This window comes from Spartobacteria bacterium UBA695 (assembly GCA_002298145.1).
GTDB lineage: Bacteria > Verrucomicrobiota > Verrucomicrobiia > Chthoniobacterales > Chthoniobacteraceae > UBA695.
The window spans coordinates 119349-140005 of sequence record DBMP01000015.1; the positions used below are offsets into that span (position 1 = coordinate 119349).

The 20657-nt window shown below is 60.5% G+C and carries 13 protein-coding genes; 7 read left to right on the forward strand and 6 right to left on the reverse strand.

The window, feature by feature from the left end; translation table 11 throughout:
- Positions 1-61: 61 nt before the first annotated feature.
- From B2828_RS09490 to B2828_RS09500, 3 genes are read right to left on the reverse strand one after another with little or no spacing between them, the layout of a single operon-like run.
- Entirely contained in the window at positions 62-2749 is a 2688-nt protein-coding gene (locus tag B2828_RS09490; RefSeq protein ID WP_479633487.1) for a sugar-binding protein, read from the reverse strand.
- 4 nt (positions 2750-2753) lie between these two features.
- The gene (locus B2828_RS09495) at positions 2754-3320 is read right to left on the reverse strand and encodes a hypothetical protein (RefSeq protein WP_479633488.1); all 567 of its coding nucleotides are present in this window, start codon (positions 3318-3320) and stop codon (positions 2754-2756) included.
- An 11-nt stretch (positions 3321-3331) separates the two neighbouring features.
- Positions 3332-4711, reverse strand: coding sequence for a glycoside hydrolase family protein (locus B2828_RS09500; protein ID WP_479633489.1), 1380 nt, complete (start codon positions 4709-4711; stop codon positions 3332-3334).
- Positions 4712-5110: 399 nt separating this feature from the next.
- Between B2828_RS09500 and B2828_RS09505 the strand changes: the two genes are divergently transcribed.
- Positions 5111-6409 carry an MFS transporter gene (locus tag B2828_RS09505; RefSeq protein WP_479633490.1) on the forward strand — a complete coding sequence of 433 codons (1299 nt, stop codon included), beginning with the start codon at positions 5111-5113 and terminating at the stop codon, positions 6407-6409.
- A 131-nt stretch (positions 6410-6540) separates the two neighbouring features.
- On the opposite strand, the gene B2828_RS09510 is transcribed toward B2828_RS09505, so the two are convergent.
- Entirely contained in the window at positions 6541-8388 is a 1848-nt protein-coding gene (locus B2828_RS09510) for a beta strand repeat-containing protein (RefSeq protein ID WP_479633491.1), read from the reverse strand.
- Positions 8389-8840: 452 nt separating this feature from the next.
- Between B2828_RS09510 and B2828_RS09515 the strand changes: the two genes are divergently transcribed.
- From B2828_RS09515 to B2828_RS09535, 5 genes are all read left to right on the forward strand, one after another.
- On the forward strand, positions 8841-10634 hold the full coding sequence (locus B2828_RS09515; RefSeq protein WP_479633492.1) for an FAD-dependent oxidoreductase: 1794 nt from the start codon (positions 8841-8843) through the stop codon (positions 10632-10634).
- Between the two features lie 128 nt (positions 10635-10762).
- Positions 10763-11443, forward strand: a complete 681-nt coding sequence (locus tag B2828_RS09520) for a prepilin-type N-terminal cleavage/methylation domain-containing protein (protein WP_479633493.1) — start codon at positions 10763-10765, stop codon at positions 11441-11443.
- A gap of 3 nt (positions 11444-11446) precedes the next feature.
- Complete coding sequence (locus B2828_RS09525; protein ID WP_479633494.1) at positions 11447-11953, forward strand: prepilin-type N-terminal cleavage/methylation domain-containing protein; 507 nt, start codon at positions 11447-11449, stop codon at positions 11951-11953.
- Entirely contained in the window at positions 11931-12863 is a 933-nt protein-coding gene (locus tag B2828_RS09530; RefSeq protein WP_479633495.1) for a PulJ/GspJ family protein, read from the forward strand. Before B2828_RS09525 ends, B2828_RS09530 begins: the two co-directional genes overlap by 23 nt.
- A complete protein-coding gene (locus tag B2828_RS09535) occupies positions 12860-15715 on the forward strand; it encodes a hypothetical protein (protein WP_479633496.1) in 2856 nt (951 codons plus the stop codon). The genes B2828_RS09530 and B2828_RS09535 overlap by 4 nt, the downstream gene beginning before the upstream one ends.
- A 31-nt stretch (positions 15716-15746) precedes the next feature.
- Here the strand turns inward: B2828_RS09535 and B2828_RS09540 are convergent, their stop codons facing one another.
- Complete coding sequence (locus B2828_RS09540) at positions 15747-16934, reverse strand: AraC family transcriptional regulator (protein WP_479633497.1); 1188 nt, start codon at positions 16932-16934, stop codon at positions 15747-15749.
- Positions 16935-17095: 161 nt separating this feature from the next.
- Between B2828_RS09540 and B2828_RS09545 the strand changes: the two genes are divergently transcribed.
- Entirely contained in the window at positions 17096-19186 is a 2091-nt protein-coding gene (locus B2828_RS09545; RefSeq protein ID WP_479633498.1) for a hypothetical protein, read from the forward strand.
- A gap of 127 nt (positions 19187-19313) precedes the next feature.
- Here B2828_RS09545 and B2828_RS09550 read toward each other — a convergent pair whose 3' ends face one another.
- The gene (locus B2828_RS09550) at positions 19314-20600 is read right to left on the reverse strand and encodes an amylo-alpha-1,6-glucosidase (protein ID WP_479633499.1); all 1287 of its coding nucleotides are present in this window, start codon (positions 20598-20600) and stop codon (positions 19314-19316) included.
- Positions 20601-20657 lie beyond the last annotated feature (57 nt).

The window sequence follows — 20657 nt, forward strand, 5'->3', positions numbered from 1 at the left end:
TACTTGCAATATCCTATCGGAAAGAAATCAGCACCCGGAACTGGGATCGCAATCCGACATTCTACCGCAACCAGAGCTTGCCGTATTTCTGGGGGTCTTTTTCGTCCGTGATGCCGTTGAAGAGCCGGAGGCCACGGCGGCCGTTCTTCCCGGGGTCAGCATCGGTGACGGCCAGGGCGATCCCGATCGCCGAGCCGGGTCGGGGGGCTTCCTTCAGGCCCAGGATTTCCCAGGGGAAGGTCAGCAGGTATTCCGTGAGGTCTCCCTTGCGGTGAATTTCCGTGCCCATGCGGGGCTCGCTGACGCCCACGGGGAGTTCCGGCGTGTAGGAGATCCAGCGCCAGTTCATGGATTTCGTGCCGTCCCAAGCCGCGCCGTATTCGAAAACCCGGTGACCCTTCAGGCCGAAAAGGTCGTTGGCTTCCCAGGTTTTTTCCGCGTCGGCATCGAGGCCAATCTGGATGGAATCCTGGTTGAAGAGATTTTCCGGGCTCCGCGTTTGCAAGTGCTGGTCGTCGCGAACGCAAATCCGGAGATAGAGCGCCTTGGGCCCGTAGGAAGCCTGGAAGGTGGCGGAGCAATCGGAGGGCTCGCTGGGGCCGCCGAAGGGGTCCCACGCAGAAAAGTCGATGGCGGGCACCGAGCCCCAATCAGGCCGTCCATCCGCGGCAACGCGCTGGGCGGAGACCACGGTGAAGTCGAGCGGCTGCCGGGTTTCATCCCGCTCGCCGTTTTCCCGGCTCTCGACCGTCAGCAGGCCCTTGTAGCGTTTGCCAGGAACGAAGTCCTCCACAGGAATGGTGACTTCCGTGCCGCTGGCCGGGGCGGCCTTCACCGGCTCGCCGAACATCCGCCGGATTTTGTCGAACTTGGCGCTGGCGAGGACGGAGAGCGGAGCCTCCGCGTGGGAGGTGACGCCGAGGGCTATCTCGGGGGCCTTTGCGGAAAGAGGCCAAACGATCCGGGCCGCCGAAATCTCCACCGGCGCCACCACTTCGACGGGAAGGGAAGTCCATGCGGCATCCGAATGCGAAAGCACCAGATAAGAGCCCTGCCGCGCCGTTCGCGGGGCGCTCACCGTCCGGCCCTTGACGCTGAGCGGAGCCGGAGTGATCCATTCCGCCCCGGGGGCCTGGGGAAGCTCTGCCGAGGTCCCGCGCATCAACCGGACGGCAGGCAGCTCTTTGGCCTGATAGAGCCCGCTGTCTTTCAGTTCAAGAAACACGGGGCTGGGCGAAACGTTCACCCCCGCGCCGGAGGCCACGGGCACCGGCCTGCCGGTCATCTCCTCGGCCCGGGCGAACACGCTTCCCAGCGGAATGGTGCAGCCCGCCTGCGTATCCCACGCCACGGCAACGGTCTTGCGCTCTTTCTGGAAAACCACCAGGTGCGTCGTGGGCGTCAGGCGCAGCCACCGGCCCTTGCCCCGGACATCGGCGAGCCAGCGGGCCACGTTCGAATACGAGGCATAGGCCGGTTTGGGCGTCAGGTCGTCGTGGACGATGGAGAATGAACGCTCGCCTTCATTGGGAGCGGCTTTGAAGAGGAGGGCAAAGTAGGTGGCGTTCTCCACCCCGAGCGCCGTGAGCAGCGTCAGCGAGCGCGTCACGTACTGGGCCTGGGTCAGCTCGTCGACGGGGCGCTGCCACGTCCCGGGTTTCGTGCACCAGCCGAATTCGGTGAGATGAATGGGGAAATCGGGCCGCCCGATCCGCGCGAGGAACGCCTGTAACTCCTCAATGCGCTGGATGAAAAGCTCCTCCGGCGCGCTGCCGTCCACGTAGGCGTGGAGCACAAGGCCATCGAGATGATCGAGCAGCCCCAGCCGGTTGACCGTCTCCAGATCGAGCCGCGCGGCGTCTTTGATGCGAATGGACGAAAAGCCCGGCCCCAGCACTTTCACGTCAGGCCGCACGGCTTTGACGGCGTCGGCCACGGTCTTTTCAAACCGGACCAAATCCTCGTTCGTGCCTTTCCAATGCCATTCGGGCTCGTTATAAATTTCCAGGTAGGGAGGGAACTCGGACCAGCGCGGAGGGCAGCGCGTAAACGCCTTGACCAGCTCCGCGAGGGCGTCCCAGTCCTTCGGAGCCTGGAACGGGTTGGAGTAGCCCTTGTGCTCTTCGCCCGGCTTCGGGTCCACCAGCCAAAGGGGGAGGCCAAACGAAATCACCCCCTCGTAGGTGAAGCCGCTGATGTCGAAAGGCGGCTTGGCCTGGAGCGCGGGAGCCGATCCGGTTTGAGGGAAATCCTGCGGCAAATCTTTGATCGTGGCCATGGCTCGGTTCCAGCGGGCTCCGGCGGCGAGCACGAGGTCTTTGTCGCCCTGCACCGTCCACAGCCCGAGGCGGGACTGGCCGCGCACGGCCTCGTCAAGCAGCGGGCCGACCACCGCCGCCGTGGCCTCGGCATGGAGCTTTTTTCCCGAACCCAGGCTGACCTCGGCGGACAATTGATAGAACCCTTTCTGCGGGAGGGGCACGGTAACCCGGCTTTCCCCGGAAGCAATCGGCTGCCCGCCCGTGACCTGCCCCCGCTCGTCTTTGACGACAACCGCGCCGCTAGTCACGGCATCGGTTCCCGAAATACTCAATAGGATCTCCCCGCTGACGGCAGTGAAGATATTCCCCTTGGCGGCGGAGGAAAACCGGGCCGCGGAATCCTGCCCCCAAGCCTCGTGGAGGGGCAAAGTCCAAAGGGCCGCCACCCCCAATATTGAAAACCAACCGGCGAAAGAATGCTTGAACATAGCGTTACAAAAGTTCCACGGAGACATCGTCAATCCAAAGCGCGCCGGGAACTTTGTCCGACGTGTTGGCCCAGATCAACTGCACCTGCCCGGCCCCGGCATTCAGCTTGCCCACGTATTCCACGGGACTCCATTCTTCGGTTGGATTCAATGGAATCTTACTCAGTATGCGCTTGCCCTTGGTCTGGCCGTTGATCTCCATGGGCGAAAAATAGAGCGCCCCGGCGGGGATGCCCGTGAGACGGTAATAAAAGCGAATCCGAACCCGGCGTGCTTCCCCTGCGGAAGCCTCTGGAAATGCAATTCCCGGGGAGTGGAAGATCTTTTCGCCCGAGGCCGCCTCGGCAACGTAGGCAATCTTCACCGCCTTGGCCCCCGAATGGGCGTCGCTCTCGTCGAGCGCGATGAGGAACGGGATTTTCCAAGCCGTGGCCGGTTTATAGGTCTGCTTGTAACCGGCGCCCCAGCCGGGGAGATACGGGGCCACGGATTCAAAATCCTGCTCCGTCAGAAGCTCCGCAGCATTCACCGCTCCGGCGGCGAGCAACAAGACGGCAAGGCAATGTTTCATGGGAAGCGAGGCTATTGGGCCTGCGAAGTCTTGAAGGAGACGTTTTTCACAAACGGGTTCACCGTGATTTGCTGAAAGCTCGTGAGGGGAACGCCGCCGATCGCGCAATCTTCAAACGTCACGTTGTCGATCAGGTGATCGGCATCCGCGCCGCGCAGATCAATGGCTCCGCCGGGGGAAACTAGCTTGATAAAGTGGAGGCCGTCAAAGTGGCCCCGCTCATCTTTATAGCCGTTGTCGTTGCTATAGCGCGTCTTGGCAATGACGATCTCCACCGTTTTCGCGGGGGTTTCGTCGGTGAAGTTTTCAAACCGGATGTTTTTGCACCAAGCCCAGTCAGAGTGGTCGCTGCGGATCGCCGCCCCAGCATGTTTGAGGATGTCGATGTTGCGGAAAGTAATATTCTGGAATAACGGAGACTCCATCGAAGCCCCGATGCGGAGGCCGTTCCCCGCCCCCGTATTCCAGACCACGCAATTCTCCGCGAGCGCATCCTCGGTGGTGAGCTCTCCGTTCGCCCGGGCGTCCACGGCATGCCAGCCAAAGCCGTCATCCTCGGAGCGGATGAAACAATCGCGCGCGGTGAAGTTCTTCACGCCGTCGATGTCGATCCCGTCGGTGTTCACCGTCTTGCCGAGAAGATTCATGTTTGAGACTTGGACATCCCGGCTGGCCAGGTAGAGCGACTGCCACCATGTCCCGCCGCGAAGGCCGATCCCCTCGACCACGACATTCGAGCACCGTTCGAATAAAATTCCCGTCGTCTTGTCTTTCCGGACCGAATACCGGCCGCTGTCGAGAATCCCCCGCCCCTTGACCGTGACATTGCTGGCATCCTTCGCCTCAATGCGTCCCTTGACGAGCGCGCCCGGCGCGAAATAAACGGTCTGCCCACTTTGGGGGCGGATCACCCCCGCGTCATGAACGCCCGGGGTAAAATAGATGACCTTGGAATCGGCCTGCCTCGGCACGTCCTGCTCCGGCGGCGTGGCGATGAGCGCCAGCGGAAGCTGCCCCTCTATTTGCACCACGAGCTTGAGCGGCCCCGCAAACGAAAAGCTCACGCTCTGCCCCTTCACTACGGGCGTGATTTTATGCCGCAACGGATGCACCGTGCAGTTCGGCACCGGGCCGTTGAAGGCGATCTCCACGGAGGCCGTTCCCGAAAGGCAAAAAGCCGCCGTCTGGAAATCGAAATTCTTCTCATAGTTTACCGGGACCTCCCGGCCATTGACCTTGAGCGACAACGTGGTGCTCTGAGGGACGCCGGGAATCGCGGGCAGAGGGACCACGGTATCGGCGGCCATGGCAAAGGGAGCGGCCACCAGCATCGTGGCGGCAACAAAACATTTGAGGAGAAAACTCAACACGGCTTTTGTTTCAGTAAACATAACTGGCTGGGGTGAAAATTCACGGCGTGGCACCGTCACGGGATGCCTGTAGAAGACGTTTTAAAACTACCTTGCCTCGCCCTCCTGTCGAATAAAAATCGGCCCGCCGCATTTACGACAACCCGCCGGAATTCAACGATATTTTGCCCACCACCATGGAGTATAGCCAAGGAATTTACCACCATATCTACATCGTCTACCTAGCATCACAACCATTTGCATTTCTGCTACTTACACTCGTATATGTCCTGCCGTTTCCGTGATACCAAAGTGTTTAGAAATCCATTCCAAATCCGTTTCACGAGCCAAAACACGCGACGCATTTTATAAAAAACGATCCGCATTTGCATCTGGCAAAATGATGTGTCAAACCTAACATCGGTTCTACATTCTCGCTATATGAAGATCCCCAACCTGCGCTGGCTCATCGCGTTCGCTCTTTTGCTGGCGGCGGTGCTCAACTACATCGACCGGAGCGTCCTTGGCCTGCTGGCCAAAACGATCCAGGAAGATCTTCATATCAGCGACCGGCAGTACGCCTTCGTCATCAACTGCTTTCTGCTGGCGTACACCGTCGCCTACCTGCTCTCCGGGCGGATCGTCGATAAACTGGGCGTGCGCGTCAGCCTCGCCATCTTCGTCGGGTGGTGGTCCATTTCCAATGCGCTGACCGGCGTGGCGCAATCCATCCGGTCGCTATCGGCTTTCCGCTTCATGCTCGGGCTGGGCGAAGCCGGTGCGTTCACGGCGTCGCCCAAAGCGGTTTCGGAATGGTTCCCCCCCTCGGAACGCGGGATCGCCGTCGGGTTATACAGCATCGGCAGCGCGCTCGGGGCAACCATCGCGCCGATCCTGGTGGCCCACATCGCCGTGAACTACGGCTGGCGCTGGGTGTTTGCCGTCTCCCCCATACTCGGCGGGCTGTGGATCATCTGCTGGCTTTGGCTCTATCGGCCACCGGCCGAGCACCCACGGATCACCGAAAAAGAGCGCGCTTACCTCAAAGCCAATCTCGCCCCTACGCCCCAACCCCAGCCCGCGGAAAAAGGATCGGAACTTGCGATATGGAGCTCCGTTTTCAGATCTCCCTACATCTGGCGCCTGATGGTCGCGCGGCTGCTGACCGATCCCGTCTGGTATTTTTACCAATTTTGGATGCCGAAGTACCTCCAAAGCTCGCGCGACCTGGACCAAAAGGGGGTCGCCATCATCTGGATGATCTTCCTGGCCGCCGATGCAGGGTTCCTAGTCAGCGGATTCCTTTCGGGCCGCCTAATCAAGAGGGGACGGCCCGCCCCGAGCGCGCGCTTGAGCGTGATGCTGGTGAGCGCCTGTCTGGTGCCGGTTTCGTTTTTCATCCCCACGGTGCCGAGCGTAGCCGCCGTCATCGCGCTGGGGATGCTCATCGCATTCGCTCATACCAGCTGGCTGAGCAATTTGACCTCGTTGATCGTCGATATCGTGCCGGGCCGGATTCTTGGCACGGCCTTTGGCGTCATCGCCTGCGGAAGCACCCTGGGCGGGATCTTCATGAATCAATTGGTTGCCTGGTTCGTCGAAAACCGCTCCTACAACGGCTGCTTTTACTTGATGACCTTCCTGCATCCCGTCGCGCTCCTGTTAATCTGGAGTTTGAGGCACCGTCAATGCCCGGCCACCACACCCGCCGGAGCAGCCCAAACCAGCGGCACGAACTAATTCCTAAATCCGCCGAGTAGACTAAAATCGGCATTGATCTGAGCGGCGATTACGCCAAAAAGAAAAGGCGATGCTTTGAAAGCACCGCCTTTTCCTATGTTCTCTGTCGTGTCTTGTCAGCCAACACCAAATCAGGCGCGCCCCTTCCGGCGCAGCAGACCCAGAACCCCCAATCCGCCGACCAGAGCCGCATAGACGCTCGGTTCCGGAACCGCGGTCACGGACAAAATGCCGGAGGATTCATCGAACGTATATTTACCCGAGGCGCCGGTCCACGTTCCGCTCGTCAGGGTCAGTGTCACGCCATTGACGGTCACGGAGGAGAAATCGCTGCTCTTGGAGTTGAGGTCGAAGAGATTGTAGCTCCCCACCTGGGTGAGATCATAGCCATCGATGCTGTTGATGACTAGCGAACCGCCGTAGGTCAGAACCCCGTTGACGTTGATATAGTCAAAGTCCGTCCCGGCCACCCCGCCGAGACCCGAAATTTCCATCAGCGTGGAGGCGGTCGAGGCCAGCGTGAAGTTGGAAGAAACGTTCAGTTTCCCAATATCCCCGACGCCTACGCCCGGTGATACCGACAACGTGGCGGTAATTGTGCTTCCCGTGGCTCCGACGATGCTGCCGTTACCCGAAATACTGTCTTGAGAATAGGCCAAACCCTTCAGGCTGACATCCAATGTGCCGGAGGAACTACCAGCGCTGCCGCCCAATACAAGCGCTTTGCTGATATTGCCGTTGACGCCCACCGCGAGAGAGCCGCTCTTTACCGTGGTCGCGCCAGTGTAGGTATTGGCTCCGGTAACGGTAAGGGTGCCCTGGCCCAGCTTGGTCAACCCGCCGTCATTGGCCGTGCCGCTAACAAGCGACTGGGCAATGGTGGCGTTGTACCCGTTGGTGTCAATGACCGCGCCTTTACCCATCACCGAGGCGGTGATTTGCGAGGCGGAGGCCAGGAAGGTGGACACCGAGGAGGAGGTGCCGGCCACCTGCAATGTGCCGCCGTTAAAATTGATGGCATAATGGGCAACGCTGGTGGATGTGCCAACCGTTACCCCGCACACGCTCAAGGTGCCCCCGTCGAGGTTCACAATCGACGTTCCCGAAGTGGCGGCGGCGCTCGTGGAACCAAAGCGAAGCACGCCGCTTCCACTGTTGAGGGTCGCGGCCGTACCGCTCTCGACGTTCAACGTCGAAACCCCGGTTGACGCCCCGTTGCCCATGACCAAATTGCCGAAGTTGACGGTGCCGCCTTTGATCGAAAGGGTAGCGTCGTTGGCATCATTGCCGATCACCAAACTTCCATTATTCAGCCCTCCGTTAACGGTCAGCCCCGTCTGCAAAACGCCATTAGTGCCCACCACAACAGTGGCCCCTCCTACGATATTGGCATTATTATTTTTACCGGCCCGCACCGTGGCAGTCGCGCTGGGGGAGCTGGCGCTGATAATGGTGGTTCCAGTGCCTGTAAACGTCAATGCCTGGCTGCTGCCGGTTCCGCTGACAACGGTGATGTTATCACCAATATTCACCGTAACGCCCGGGTCCAGATTAAACCCCGAACCCGTGTTGGCTCCGGCTCCATATCCCAGCCCAAGCGTGGTGGAGGTCAGCGCGGAAAAAATATAGCCGCTGGAGAGAAACCGGAGCGTCTGCGCCTGAATCCCGGCTGATGAAACCGTGATGACGTAGGTGCCGGGGGCGGCGGATACCCCGCTGAACACTGCCTGAACGCCGGTGCCGGAAGTCCAGGCAGTGCCGGTATTGACAGCACCTGTGGACGAACTCGTCCAGACGGTATTGCTGGTGGTGGTATCCCAAGTGCCGCTATTAGCATCAATCTGGCCGTTGTTGGCTGTCGTGTCCCAGTAGAGGTTGGCCGCAGAGGCTTGCAGCGGAAGCCAAATAACAGTCGCCAGGGCAATAGCGAGTGATCTCGCACACCCCGGCGATGAGGTGGAATGATATGGGGTTTTCATTGGTTTATTGGGTTTGATGGGGAACCCGGCCTAGAGAAATCCGTTGGGGACATTCTTTTGACCAGGGGCAGGTTTTGGGAAAGGGAATCAAAAAAGGGGTAAAACTAGTTTGTTTTGGATTCAAGGGGCGGGGTTACACACGCGGTGTTGATATTTGAAAATTAGCACAATCTATTTTGATTTAGTTTCGTTTTTGCGTCGTTTTTTTTGATTCCCGCGTTGCCGACGACGACGTTTTCAGAGCAATTATATTACTCACTCCTATCTCCTGAAGCACCGGAAGAATCCACAACTGGGACTCCTGGCGCATTTTCTAATAAAAGATGCGCGTCTGCCTATCGTCCCCATTTCAGACACGCGCTAGAGTGATGGCGAAACCTGAATCCGCCCCGCCTTTGCCGCCGAAACCCAGATGAACACCGCGCCCCGCGATTTTAGCCGTGAAACTTAACATGATCGAAATACAGACCGATTTTTGCATCATCGGCGGCGGGCTCGCCGGAGTTTGTGCCGCGATTGCAGCCGCCCGCAACGGCATCCGAGTGGTGCTGGTGCAAGACCGTTCGGTGCTGGGCGGCAATTCCTCCAGCGAGGTCAAAATGCACATCGTGGGGGCCGACCGCCACGGAACGCGCCCGGGAGCCCGCGAAACCGGGCTGCTTGAGGAATTCCGACTGGAGGACTCCTACCGCAACCCGGCCCGGAGCTTCGCGCTTTGGGATCTCCTGCTCTACGAAAAGGTCAAAAACGAACCGAATATCCTCTTGCTTCTGGATTCGGAATGCGTGGATTGCGCGATGGAGCAAACCGGTGGGGCTCCCCGCATCGCCTCCGTCACTGTGCTCCGAAATGTTACCGAGGATGAGTTTCATATCCGCGCCACCTTCTTTGCCGACTGCTCCGGAGACGGCCGCCTGGGGATGGAAGCGGGCGCGGATTTCAGGATGGGACGCGAAGCCCAATCCGAGTTCGGCGAATCGCTCGCGCCCCAAAAGGCCGATCAGTTCACCCTCGGAAATTCCATCCTATTTACCGCTCACCAAGCGGACACCCCCCAGCCTTTCGTAAGGCCCAACTGGGTGCGCGAATTCCAGCGGAAGGACTTCAAATCCCTGCCAATCGCGGGGTACGAGTACGGCTATTGGTGGTCCGAATGGGGCGGCATGCTCAACACCATCAAGGACTTCGACCGCTTCCGGCACGAGTGCCTGAGAATCGCCCTCGGAGTGTGGGATTACATCAAAAATTCCGGAGACCACCCCGGTGCAGCCAACTACGTTCTCGACTGGATCGGAGCGATCCCGGGGAAACGCGAATCGCGCCGTTTTCTCGGCCCCCACGTCATGGTACAGCAGGAAGTAATGGGCGGGGCGACCTTCTGCGACCAAGTGGCCTACGGCGGATGGTGGGTGGACCTGCACCCGCCGGAAGGCATCGACGCCGTCGACGAAGAAGCGTGCATCCAGCTTCATTTCCCGAATCTCTACGGCATCCCGCTGCGCTCCCTCTATTCCCGCAACATCGCCAACCTCTTCTTCGCGGGCCGCGACATCAGCGCCACGCACATCGCTTTTGCCAGCACCCGCGTAATGGGCACTTGCGCGACGGTGGGGCAGGCCGTCGGCACCACTGCGGCGCGCTTCGCCAAACAGAGTGCAACATCCATCGTGGAAGCCGCGACACCGGAGAACCTCTGCGTCATCCAGCAAACCCTGTTGAGGGACGACGCGTTTCTTCCCGGCATCCGCAACGAAGACCCCGCCGACCTTGCCCGGAGCGCTTGCTGCACGGCTTCGAGCGAAGAACCCGGGCTCGGGGCCTCCCGCGTTCTCTCCGGCGTCACGCGTGAACTCAACCCGGTCTGGGGGCCGTGGGCCGATCCCACGCCGAACCACTGGCGTTCCACCACGCTTCCCGCCTGGCTCGGCCTGGAGTTGCCCGAGCCAGCCGTCATCGCGCAAATTCACCTGACCTTCGACTCCGGCCTGCAACGGGAGCTGATCCTGACCCCTAGCGATTCCATCACGGCAAAATCCATCCGCGGGGCCCAGCCCGAAGTGGTCAGGGATTACAATATCTACCTCGATGAAACGCTGGCCCTTTCCGTCCGGGGCAACTACCTGCGCAAGCGCGTCCACAACCTTGAGTCCCCCGCCTCCGCGCGGCGGGTACGGATCGAAATCCTCGCCACCCACGGCGTCGAAAGCGCCCGGATTTTCGAAGTCCGTCTCTATCCCAACACTTAACACCCTCTTGTTTAAACACACACAAAACACTCCCCCCCTTCGCACGACGCATTTTCTGATAAAAAATTCGCATGTGCCTCTCGAAGAAATAGCAAAACCGCGCTATCTTCGTTCATAGAAAAAGGGCCATGAAGATCCCCCATCTCCCCCCTGAACCCCCACGGTCTCCCCGGACCGCCCGGCACGCCCGAGGCTTTACACTACTGGAACTGCTATTAGTGTTCGCCATCATTGCCGTCGTGATCGGATTGACGGCACCGCTCGCAGGCCAGCTTGGCAAAAGCAAGTCCGTCACTGGCGCGGGAAACCACCTCGCCGACTTGCTTGCCTCGGCCCGGCAGAACTCGATGACCAAAAACTGCCTGACCGTTCTATTGATCCCCACCGGAGCCGACCAATGGAACAGTTGCATTCTCTATCAATTGCGGCCCAAACCGGACGGCACCGCTCCGGTCAGCAACGATTGGGAGCCGGTGTCGAAATGGGAAAACCTCCCCAATGGCGTCACCATTAGCGACACCACTTTCGTCACCGAAGCCCAAAGCGCCTCGCTGCCCGCCCCTCTGCCAGTCATCCAGCGCGGCGGCACCACCATCAGCCAGTACCGGCTGGTCACCTTCATGCCCCGGGGCATTCTCTACCCCAAAACCCTCCCCTCGGGCGGCAACCCCTATCTGAACCTCGTGGCGGGCATCCACAGCGGTGGGCGCGTCATCCTGCAAGGGCCCACCAAAAACGGCGCCGCCGCCAACACCTACAAGATCATTGTGCTTTCCTCCACGGGAATCACCAAAATCGAAAGAAGCTAAGTTATGAAGACTGCACAGCCTTTCTTCATCGCCGCAACCCGCCGCTGCCAACGGGCCTTCTCGCTGGTCGAAGTAACAATTTCCCTCGGCATCATGGCCTTCGTCCTGGCGGGCATCACCGGCCTGATGTCCGGCTCCTGCACCATCAATCGAGCCGCCGCCAACGACAGCGCGTTGACGCAGATCACGCGCAATGTCGTGGAAAGCCTGCGGGGCCAATCCCTGGACGACTTGCTGACATGGAGCGGGAGCGCGGAAGCGCAACGCACGTTTTACTTTGCCGAGGACGGCAGCCCGCTTGATTCGAGCGGCGAATCGGCACCTCAATCGACCCTTTACCGCTGCGTGGTCACGGCCGACGCAGACCCCGACACCCAAAGCGCCACCGCCACCGGCAGCGCCACGTCGGGCACCGTAAACATGGTCAAGCTTCATTTGGAAATCGCCTGGCCTGTTTCCGCCCCGACCCCCTCCAAAAAACAGGTTTATGTCCAGCTTGCCCGTTACTGATCCCCGGCAGCCCGGCCGCCGTCCAGCGCGCGCCTTCTCCCTGCTGGAAGTGCTCGTCGCCACGACCATCCTGGCGGTGATCGTTTCGCTGCTGGGCTCCATCATGAGCGCCGTGAGCGCCTCGTGGACCTCCGCCACCGACCGCACCGAAACGGGCCTCAGCGCCCGGGCCATCGCGGATTACATCCAGACCGATCTCGCCTCGGCCCAGTTGCCCGTCAACAACGCGGATCAGTCCAACCTCCAGTTCATCCTCAACTCCGCCAACGTCCCCGCGGACTACAAAAACGGCGACGCCTTGTTCTGGCAATCCCCGGTGGCCAACGACACCACTTACGGCGATGTTGCCGAAGTGGGCTACTTCGTCAAATGGATCACCGATTCCAAATCCCTGCCGAAACCGGTCCTCTGCCGCTTTTTTGTCGAGCCCGCCACCTCCGGCAGCGCCTCCTCCGCCTACCAGATCTACCAATCCCCGGCCAACTGGCTGACCAAGGAAATCATCGACACCGTGGCCCCCGGCACTTCGGACCAAAACTACGCCGGACTTTTCGCCGAAAACGTCATCGGCATCTGGTTCCGGTGTTTTGACGCCCAGGGCAATGACTACGGGCGAGCATTCGATTCGCGCGCGGCTCCGGCCGACAGCACAAAGTTACGGCTTCCCTGCTCGGTGCAAGTCAGCTTCGTGGTGGTGGATTCCCGCAACGCCGCCCGCCTCAACTCGACGCTCCAGGCAGCGCTGGCCACGCTGGCCAGTTCCGTCTCGGAGGCCGCAGTCTCAAAAGACAAGACCGTCTCCCCCGCCGAGGCATTTGTCACCCGCGCCCATGGAGACTCCGCCTTCAAAAGCATCGCGGCGGGGCTCAAGGCGCACACCACCACCGTCTCCCTGGTCAACGCACGATGAAGTGCCCCCCAGCCATGCTTCACAAGCCGTTTTTCCACCGCCAGCGCGGAAGTTCGCTCGTCATCACCCTCGCCTTCCTGGTGATCCTGACCATCCTGGTTATCGGCATCAACGAGACCACCCGGATGGATCGCACTTCGTCGAACCTCTACGTGGACCGCACCAGCGCGGCGCTCTTCTCGCAGAATGCCATCGAATCCGTCATCGCCAAGCTGCAACAAGCCACGGCGGACGTGAACCGCCACTGGATCAGCCAGCCGGGGCAGATCGTCGTCGGCGCGGAACAGGACGACGGAAACCTCGCCAACGGGGATTCGCGAAAAATCCTCACCGGCGCCAAAACGCCCGACGCCAGCCCCGGGGCCACCGACGCCCGCATCATCTACCTGCACTCCGGAGCCCCCACCAAAACGAGCTACCCGGGGCAGGAATTTCTCAACCCGCCCAACCTGAACGTCGCCACGTTCCAGGACCCGGCGTCCCTCTTGATTACCGACCGGAAATACAACGGAGCGGAGCCGCAGATGATCGTGCGCTGGAACTACGTTCGCAAAGACGGCACCATCGACACCAGCGAACCACCCGTGCTAACCAGCCAAACCAACCCGATCATTGGCCGCTACGCCTACTGGGCCGACGACGAAAGCGCCAAAATCAACTACAACCTCGCCTGGAAACGGGACTACTCCGCCAGCACCGTCTCCGGCACCTTGCCCATCGGCCATCCCTCGCGGGTATCGCTCGCCGCGCTGGACACCTTTTCCTCGGATTCCGCCCTCGTGGACAAACTGCACGCCTTCCTCACGGCCGACAATTACGGGACCATCGCCAACCACCTGTTCAACTCCCCGGCAGACGCCCGACAGATCGGCTCGGACGTAGCGGATGCGCTGAAGGCGAACAAATTCGAAGTCACCCACTACAATCACGATCCCGACACGACGTTCTTCAACGAAGAGCGCATCGTACTGACCACCCACGCCTCCCGCGCCTCGGGCCGTCCCTTCCTCGACATCCTCGCCAACGACACCGACAGCACCGACCCCGGCTCAACCACCAACCTTGATCAAGCCAAGCTCAACACCGTCCTCTTCGGCAGCGGCGGCACGGCCTCCGCCCCCGTTTCCCCGGGCCTGGTCTATTATCTGAGCCGCACCGACTGGCCGATGATCTCCGGCACCAGCAGCTTTCAGTCGAAATACTTTGGCGGCAACAAGAGCCAGCTCGTGCAGCTTGCACTCAATATTATTGACTACGTACGCAGCGCCGAATCGAGCCTGCCCATCGTCGAGCCGATCCGCGGCCAGGTCAACGCCTCGGGGCAATTCCTCGCGGAATGGCTCGAAGCCAACAGCACTATTCGCGGCCTCGATAACACCTTCAAGGGCCTGACGCGCGCCCCGATGATCACCAAGATGGGGATGGAAATCTCTACCAGCACCACGCCCCAGATGAAAATGTTCATCGAGGTCTACCTGCCTAAAAATTACGGCATCGCCAGCATCGACCTGACCAAAGATCTTCGTTACATTTTCCAGGTCAACAACCAAGCGGGGGACACCCGCCTCGCGGAAGCCGACCAGGTCACCCCCGTCACCATCACCACGAACAACATCGTGGGGGGCAACGCCACGCTGACCGCCGGGAACCGGGCCACGGTTTCCATGACCCTCTACTTCAACACCGTCGCCAGCGGAGCGAACAAGGGAGCCACGCTCCGCCCCAATCCCGGCGACAAAGTGAGCCTCCGGGCCGGGCTCTCCCGGTACGCCGCCAATTCGGACAGCAGCGTGCGGAAATACTCCACCATCGAGGTCGTCCCCATCGGCGATCCGCTTCAGGCCACCGGCGCCAACAAGGCCGCCGGAGCGCTCTGCACAGCCCCAGCCTACATGGCCGTCGGCTCCGCCGGAGCCCCGGGCACACCACCCACCACCGCTCTTCTGACCGACGATCCCAGGGTCAGCGGCATCGCCAAGGACTGGTCTGAAAAGAACGCCACGTGGAACTCGGCCAACCCCATCGCCACGCCGCAGAACATCCTGCCCGAGCAGGACACGGACGCCTCGGGCGGCACGATCTCCCAGGCCAGCCTTTACATGCCCGCGGCGAAAGGCAGCACATCAAACCCGGGCGGCGTGGTCTCCTCCAGCGGCGAACTCGGCTTCGTCCACACCGGCATGCAAGTCACCAGCTCCGGCGCGGCGGGGGTACCCTGGCGCACCATCCGGCTGCAACCGAGCGCCGAACCCGCCACCGTCGTTCCTGACTGGGCCTTCATGGATCTCTTCACCGCGCCGATCACCGTCGGCACCATGGCCAAGCCGGTGTTCGCCCCGCACGAGACCTCCACCGGGGGCCGCGTCAACGTCAACGCCTGGGCCGAACCCTCCACCTCCGGCAGCATCCCCTTCGGCGGCGCGCGCACCCTGCCCCTTGAGGCCGTGCTGATCGGAGCCCGCTGCAACGCCACCGACTCCACCAAATTGCTTTCCAGCAGCTCCGCCGCGCAAATCGCCAGCTACATTTACAACAAAACCACAGCCAGCAACGGGAAACTCTTTGGCTACACCAGCGGCTACTTTTCCCAGGGCGAAATCGTGGAAATCAAAGGCGTGGCCGACCAGGGCGAAGCCAGCGAGGAAACCGTGCGTCAAATCGCCAACATGGTGACGGCGCGCGGCAACGTCTTCAGCATTTACACCATCGGCCAGGCGTTGAAACAAACCCCGCAGGGGCGGCTCGTCATCACCGCAGAAAACCGGCAGCAAACGATGATCGAACGCTATCTCGACTCCTCCGCGAACAAAGTCCGTTTCAAGACCGTCTACTCCCGCCCGCTGACGCCGTAACAACCACCATGCCGAGCCCGCCGCTTGCGGATCACGCCCTGCGGGAGCCCCGCGCCTCGCGCCGGTAACGCAGCGGGGTCGTCCCCAACTCCTTGCGGAACACGAAGGACATATAGGCGGGCGACCCGAACCCGGCGGCCTCCGCCACCTCGGGCATGGCCAGGTTGGTCTCGGCCAGCAGCCGCTTGGCCCGGTCCAGATGCGAGCGCCGAATGTGTTCAGCGGGCGAGCTTCCGAGCACCTCTTTAAAGCGGCGCTCCAGCACCCGGCGGGAAACCCCGGCCCGGCTGGCCGTCTCGCGCACCTGGATGGGTTTCTCAGAATTTTCGCGGATAAACGTCAGCGCCTGAATGAGCGAGCGGTCGTCGATGGCCAGCGTGTCCGTGGACTGCCGGGTGACCACGTCCGCGGGGGGGATATAAATGGAAAAATCCGGGTCGCCGCTGCCGCACATCAGCGCGTCGAGTTGGCTGGCCGCCTCATACCCGATCCGCTCGGCCGCGACCCGGACGGCGGAAATGGGCACTTGCGAAACTTCGCACAAAAAATCATCCGAGCCGCTCATCACCGATACCTCCTCCGGCACGCTCAACCCGGCATGCTGCGCCGCGTAGATCACCTCCCGCCCGCCGCTCCAGATGAGCACCGCCAGCGGCTTCGGCATCGAGCGCAGCCACTCGCCAAGCTGGTGAATATTAGTGTTCCAATCCACGATGGGAGCACCGTTGTGGGTCTTGACGCTGTGGACGGTGCACGAAAACCCGGCCTCCTTGAGCGCCTCCCGGAAAGCGTCCAACTGCTCGGCCACCGGCTCGAATCCAAGCAAACTGACATAAGCAAAATTTTTGAAACCGCGGGCCACGAAATAATCCGCCGCCATTTTCGCGACCATCCGCACATCGTTCGCCACGCGGGGAAAACGCGCCCCGGGAACCTGCATCCCGGAGACATTCACCACCGGGATATTGCGCGCCTTGAGGTGGCTGGCCATGCGGCTGGTGCTCACCCGGGCGATCACCCCATCGCCCTGCCATCCGCCGGGCAGGAGCGGATGCTCTTCCAGCCCGAGCGGTTCGATGAAAAGCTGCCATCGCTCATGGCTCCTGACGTAGCTGACCACCCCCGTGATGACCCGCCGCCCCCAATCGGTAGCGGTGTCCACCATCACGGCCACACGGCGAAGATCGTCATCGGCAACCGGCTTTGTCTTTTTTGGCATGGCGATGCAGCTTTTATACGCCCCAAAAAGCCCTGTCGCAATATCAATAAAATGTGACGCAACTGCGCCTCCATCGAACAGCGAAAACCTGCTAAAGTAGTCCCCATCAACACCGCGCCCCAATGCCACCCATCCCCACCCCCGCCCGTTCCCAATCCGCGATGAAACCCACCCCGCTCCACACCGCCTCCGTTTTTGCCGCCGCCCTGCTGCTGGCGTCTTCGATCCTCATCCGCGCCGAAGAACCGCCCACCAAGCCATTCATCCAGGAAGCCGGAGGCTGGCGTTCGCTCGAACAAGCGGGCCACCTCAGCGCACACAATGCCCAAATCCGTTTCGACGCCGGGCGGCCCGTCCTGGAAGCCACGGCCAACACCACGGCGCAACTCGAACTAACTTCCCCCGAAGGTTTTTTCGACGCGGGAGGATTCACACGCCTCGTGGCAGAGCTGAAAAACGAAGGCGCCACCGAAGTGAAATACGAGCTACGCCTCGACAATGAAGGCGCCACCGACACCGCCAAAACCGCTTACTACTTCGGGTGGATCACCCCCGGCCAAACCAAAAAAGCCATCGCCCTTTTTCCCTATAAAAAAGAGGACCTCAATTCATATCCAGACCTGAAAGTCTTTTTGCCAATGAAGGGGCTCCCGGGCGGCATGCTTTTCGAAGAGCACAACATCAACCCCGGGAAAATCCAGAAAATCAAACTCACCATCTTCCCCGCCGGGCAAACCGTCAAAATCGCCCTCGGCCCCGTCTACGCCTCCCATCCGCCGGTTCCCGCCCTGCTGACCGGAAACAAATTCTTCCCGTTCATCGACGCCTACGGGCAAAGCATCCACGAGACCTGGCCAGGCAAAGTCACCTCCGATGAAGACTTGAAAGCCGCCACCCGGGAAGAAGAGCAAGACTTGGCCCAAAACCCGGGCCCCGACAACCGCTCCAAATACGGAGGTTGGACCAAAGGGCCCAAGCTCGCAGCAGCGGGCTATTTCCGGGCCGAAAAATATGACGGCAAATGGTGGTTGGTCGATCCCGAGGGCTATCTCTTCTGGTCCAGCGGCCCCACATGCGTCGGCTTCGGCGGCGCGGACACCACACTCAAAAACCGCGAATATTTCTTCACCGGCCTCCCAGAAGCCGACTCACCCCTGGCTCGCTATTACGCCAAAGACGGCACCGTCTTCATGTATACCCAGGCCAATCTGTACCGCAAATATGGGAGCGATTGGGAAACCCCGTTTGCCGAAACCACCCAGCGCCGCCTGCAAAGCTGGGGCATGAACACGCTGGCCAACTGGTCCAACCCGCGCATGACCGCCATGCGGCGGCATCCCTACGTCATGGCCGTCGACTTCAAATGCGACACCGTCACCTGGCGGCATTTTCCCGATGTTTTCAGCCCCACTTTCCGCAAGAACCTCCGCGCGGCCTTCCAAACCCGGGCCGAGAGCTTCAACGACCCGTGGTGCATCGGCTATTTCGTCCAGAACGAATTGAAATTCAGCGGCCCGCAGAAATTCATGGAAGACGTCTGCATGGACCCCGCCGCCAGCCCCTGCAAAGTGGAATGGGTCAAGGACCTGGAGCGCAGCCTGCACGGCATTTCAAAATTCAACAACCTGGCGGGAACCCACTTCACAAGCTGGAATGCGCTCCTGGCCAACACCTCCGCGATCAAGCTGGACCAGCTTTCCAATGAAGCCGAAGCCTTCTACAAAAAGATGTGCACCACCTATTTTAGCATCTGCAAGGAAGAGCAGAAGCGCGTGGCCCCTCACCAGCTTTACCTCGGCTGCCGCTTCCTCCAGAACGTCTCCGCCGTGCCCGTCACCATCGCCGCACAGTTCTGCGACGTGGTCAGCTATAATATATATGAATACTGCGTAACCGCTCGAACCGTCGAGAAGATCGACAAACCTTTCATCATCGGCGAATTCCACTTCGGCGCTTTAGACCGGGGCATGTTCGGCCCCGGCTGCCGCTGGGCCGGGGATCAGCAGGACCGCGCCGGGCTTTACCGCGACTACGTCACCGGCGCCCTGCAAAATCCCTATTGCGTCGGGGCCCACTGGTTCCAATACAACTCCCAAGCCTTCACCGGCCGGGACCCGGACGGTGAAAACTACCAGGTAGGGCTCCTGGACATCACCGGCAACCCCTACCCCGAACTGCGCGAGGCCATTCGCAAAACGTCCTACGGCATGTATGAGACCCGGATGGGCGCCCCCGCAAATGCCTCCAACTAAGACCCGGCCCACCGCCTCTCTCCACGGCTACGGCGTGTAAACCGAGGTATCCGTTTCGCCGCCGTAGCTCTCCACTGACGTGCGGCCCTATCGGAAATCGCCCTTCGGTTTGATCATCCTGGGAAGGTTAGCTGCGAAGTTTTAAAAAATGGGCTACGCACGTTGCAGTCCATGCAAAATGGGTATCGCGAACCCCGATACCGTTGTCACCACGGTAGTTTTCGAAATTGCCCGCTTCTTCAACGTGCTTCAGGTATCCATTGATGATCAGGTCGGCCTCTTTTTCAAATCCGTTGACGCGAAGCGCCTCGACGAAAATGAAAACGGTCACCGGCCAGACCGCGCCACGCCAATAGCCGTCGGCGGAGAATTTTTCGCTATCGAGCGGTTCGCTGCGCAGACCAAAAGGAGTCCAGTAACGGGAGGCGTCCAGCAGGCCGTCCAGACACCATTGCCTAGCCTTCTCGGGCAGGCGATGGCCCAGCAACAGCGGAATCTTCAGCTGCAAGCTCTTCGATACGACCGGTTTGTCACTTCCTACCAACCGCGCGACAAACGCGTTTCCATTCCAGAACCGCTCCAGCATTTTTTCCAACAGCGCCTTGGCCTTGCGGCTCCAGGCTTCAGCTTCTTCGGCTTTCCCTAATTTCGCAGCAGTTCGTGCGAGCCACTCTTGTTGAAGCACAAGCCACGTTGCAAGATCCGGCGTTTTGAGCGGAACCCCTTCGTCAAAAAGCGTGGAATTATCCCAGCCGCTATCAATTCCGTGAAAATAAAATGGCAGACCATCCTGCGGATCGCTGCGCTCGTTGAGCCAGAACTTCGTGAGGCGCGATACGCCCTGGTAGGCTTCTTCCCGCTGAGCGTCGGTTATCCATGAATATTGGGATTCCAGCAGGCCAATCATCCACCCATGTACCGGAGGCTTTGTATAGCGCCAGATAAATTGATTGGCAGCCATCACGTCCGGCAGGCCGCCGGTAGCGTCCTGATGGTCGAACATGGCCATTAAATTGTCCCAGGAGAGCACCGAGTCTATTGCCGCCGTTCCCAGCATGTGCCAGCAATGATCCCACGACCACAAGCCGACCAGCGATCCCTTGGAAACCAGGACGACATCTCGCTTGAAATTGCCCTCCGCAAAGACGCTCAGGTTCCAGATTGTCTGAAGTTCGCGGTCTCTTAGCGCCGCCAAGTTTCCCGGAATTTTTGGGAAACGAGCTGACCATTCTTCAAAATCCGCCCGGCTCGTCGCCGCGCAGTCCACAAGTGCGCCCTTGGCTTGGGGAATCGTGCCGCCGCATCTCGTGCGGTGGATAAGTACCTCGGCAGGCCCTTGTTCGCCATCCAGCCGAAGCGTCCAGCGCTCCCCTTTTTTCTGCACCTCGACGGTGCCTTCCACGGCGCGGATCAAGAGCCAACTGCAAGTATTGGCGCGAATCCGCCACTCCCGGTCTCCGGTCTGAATCGG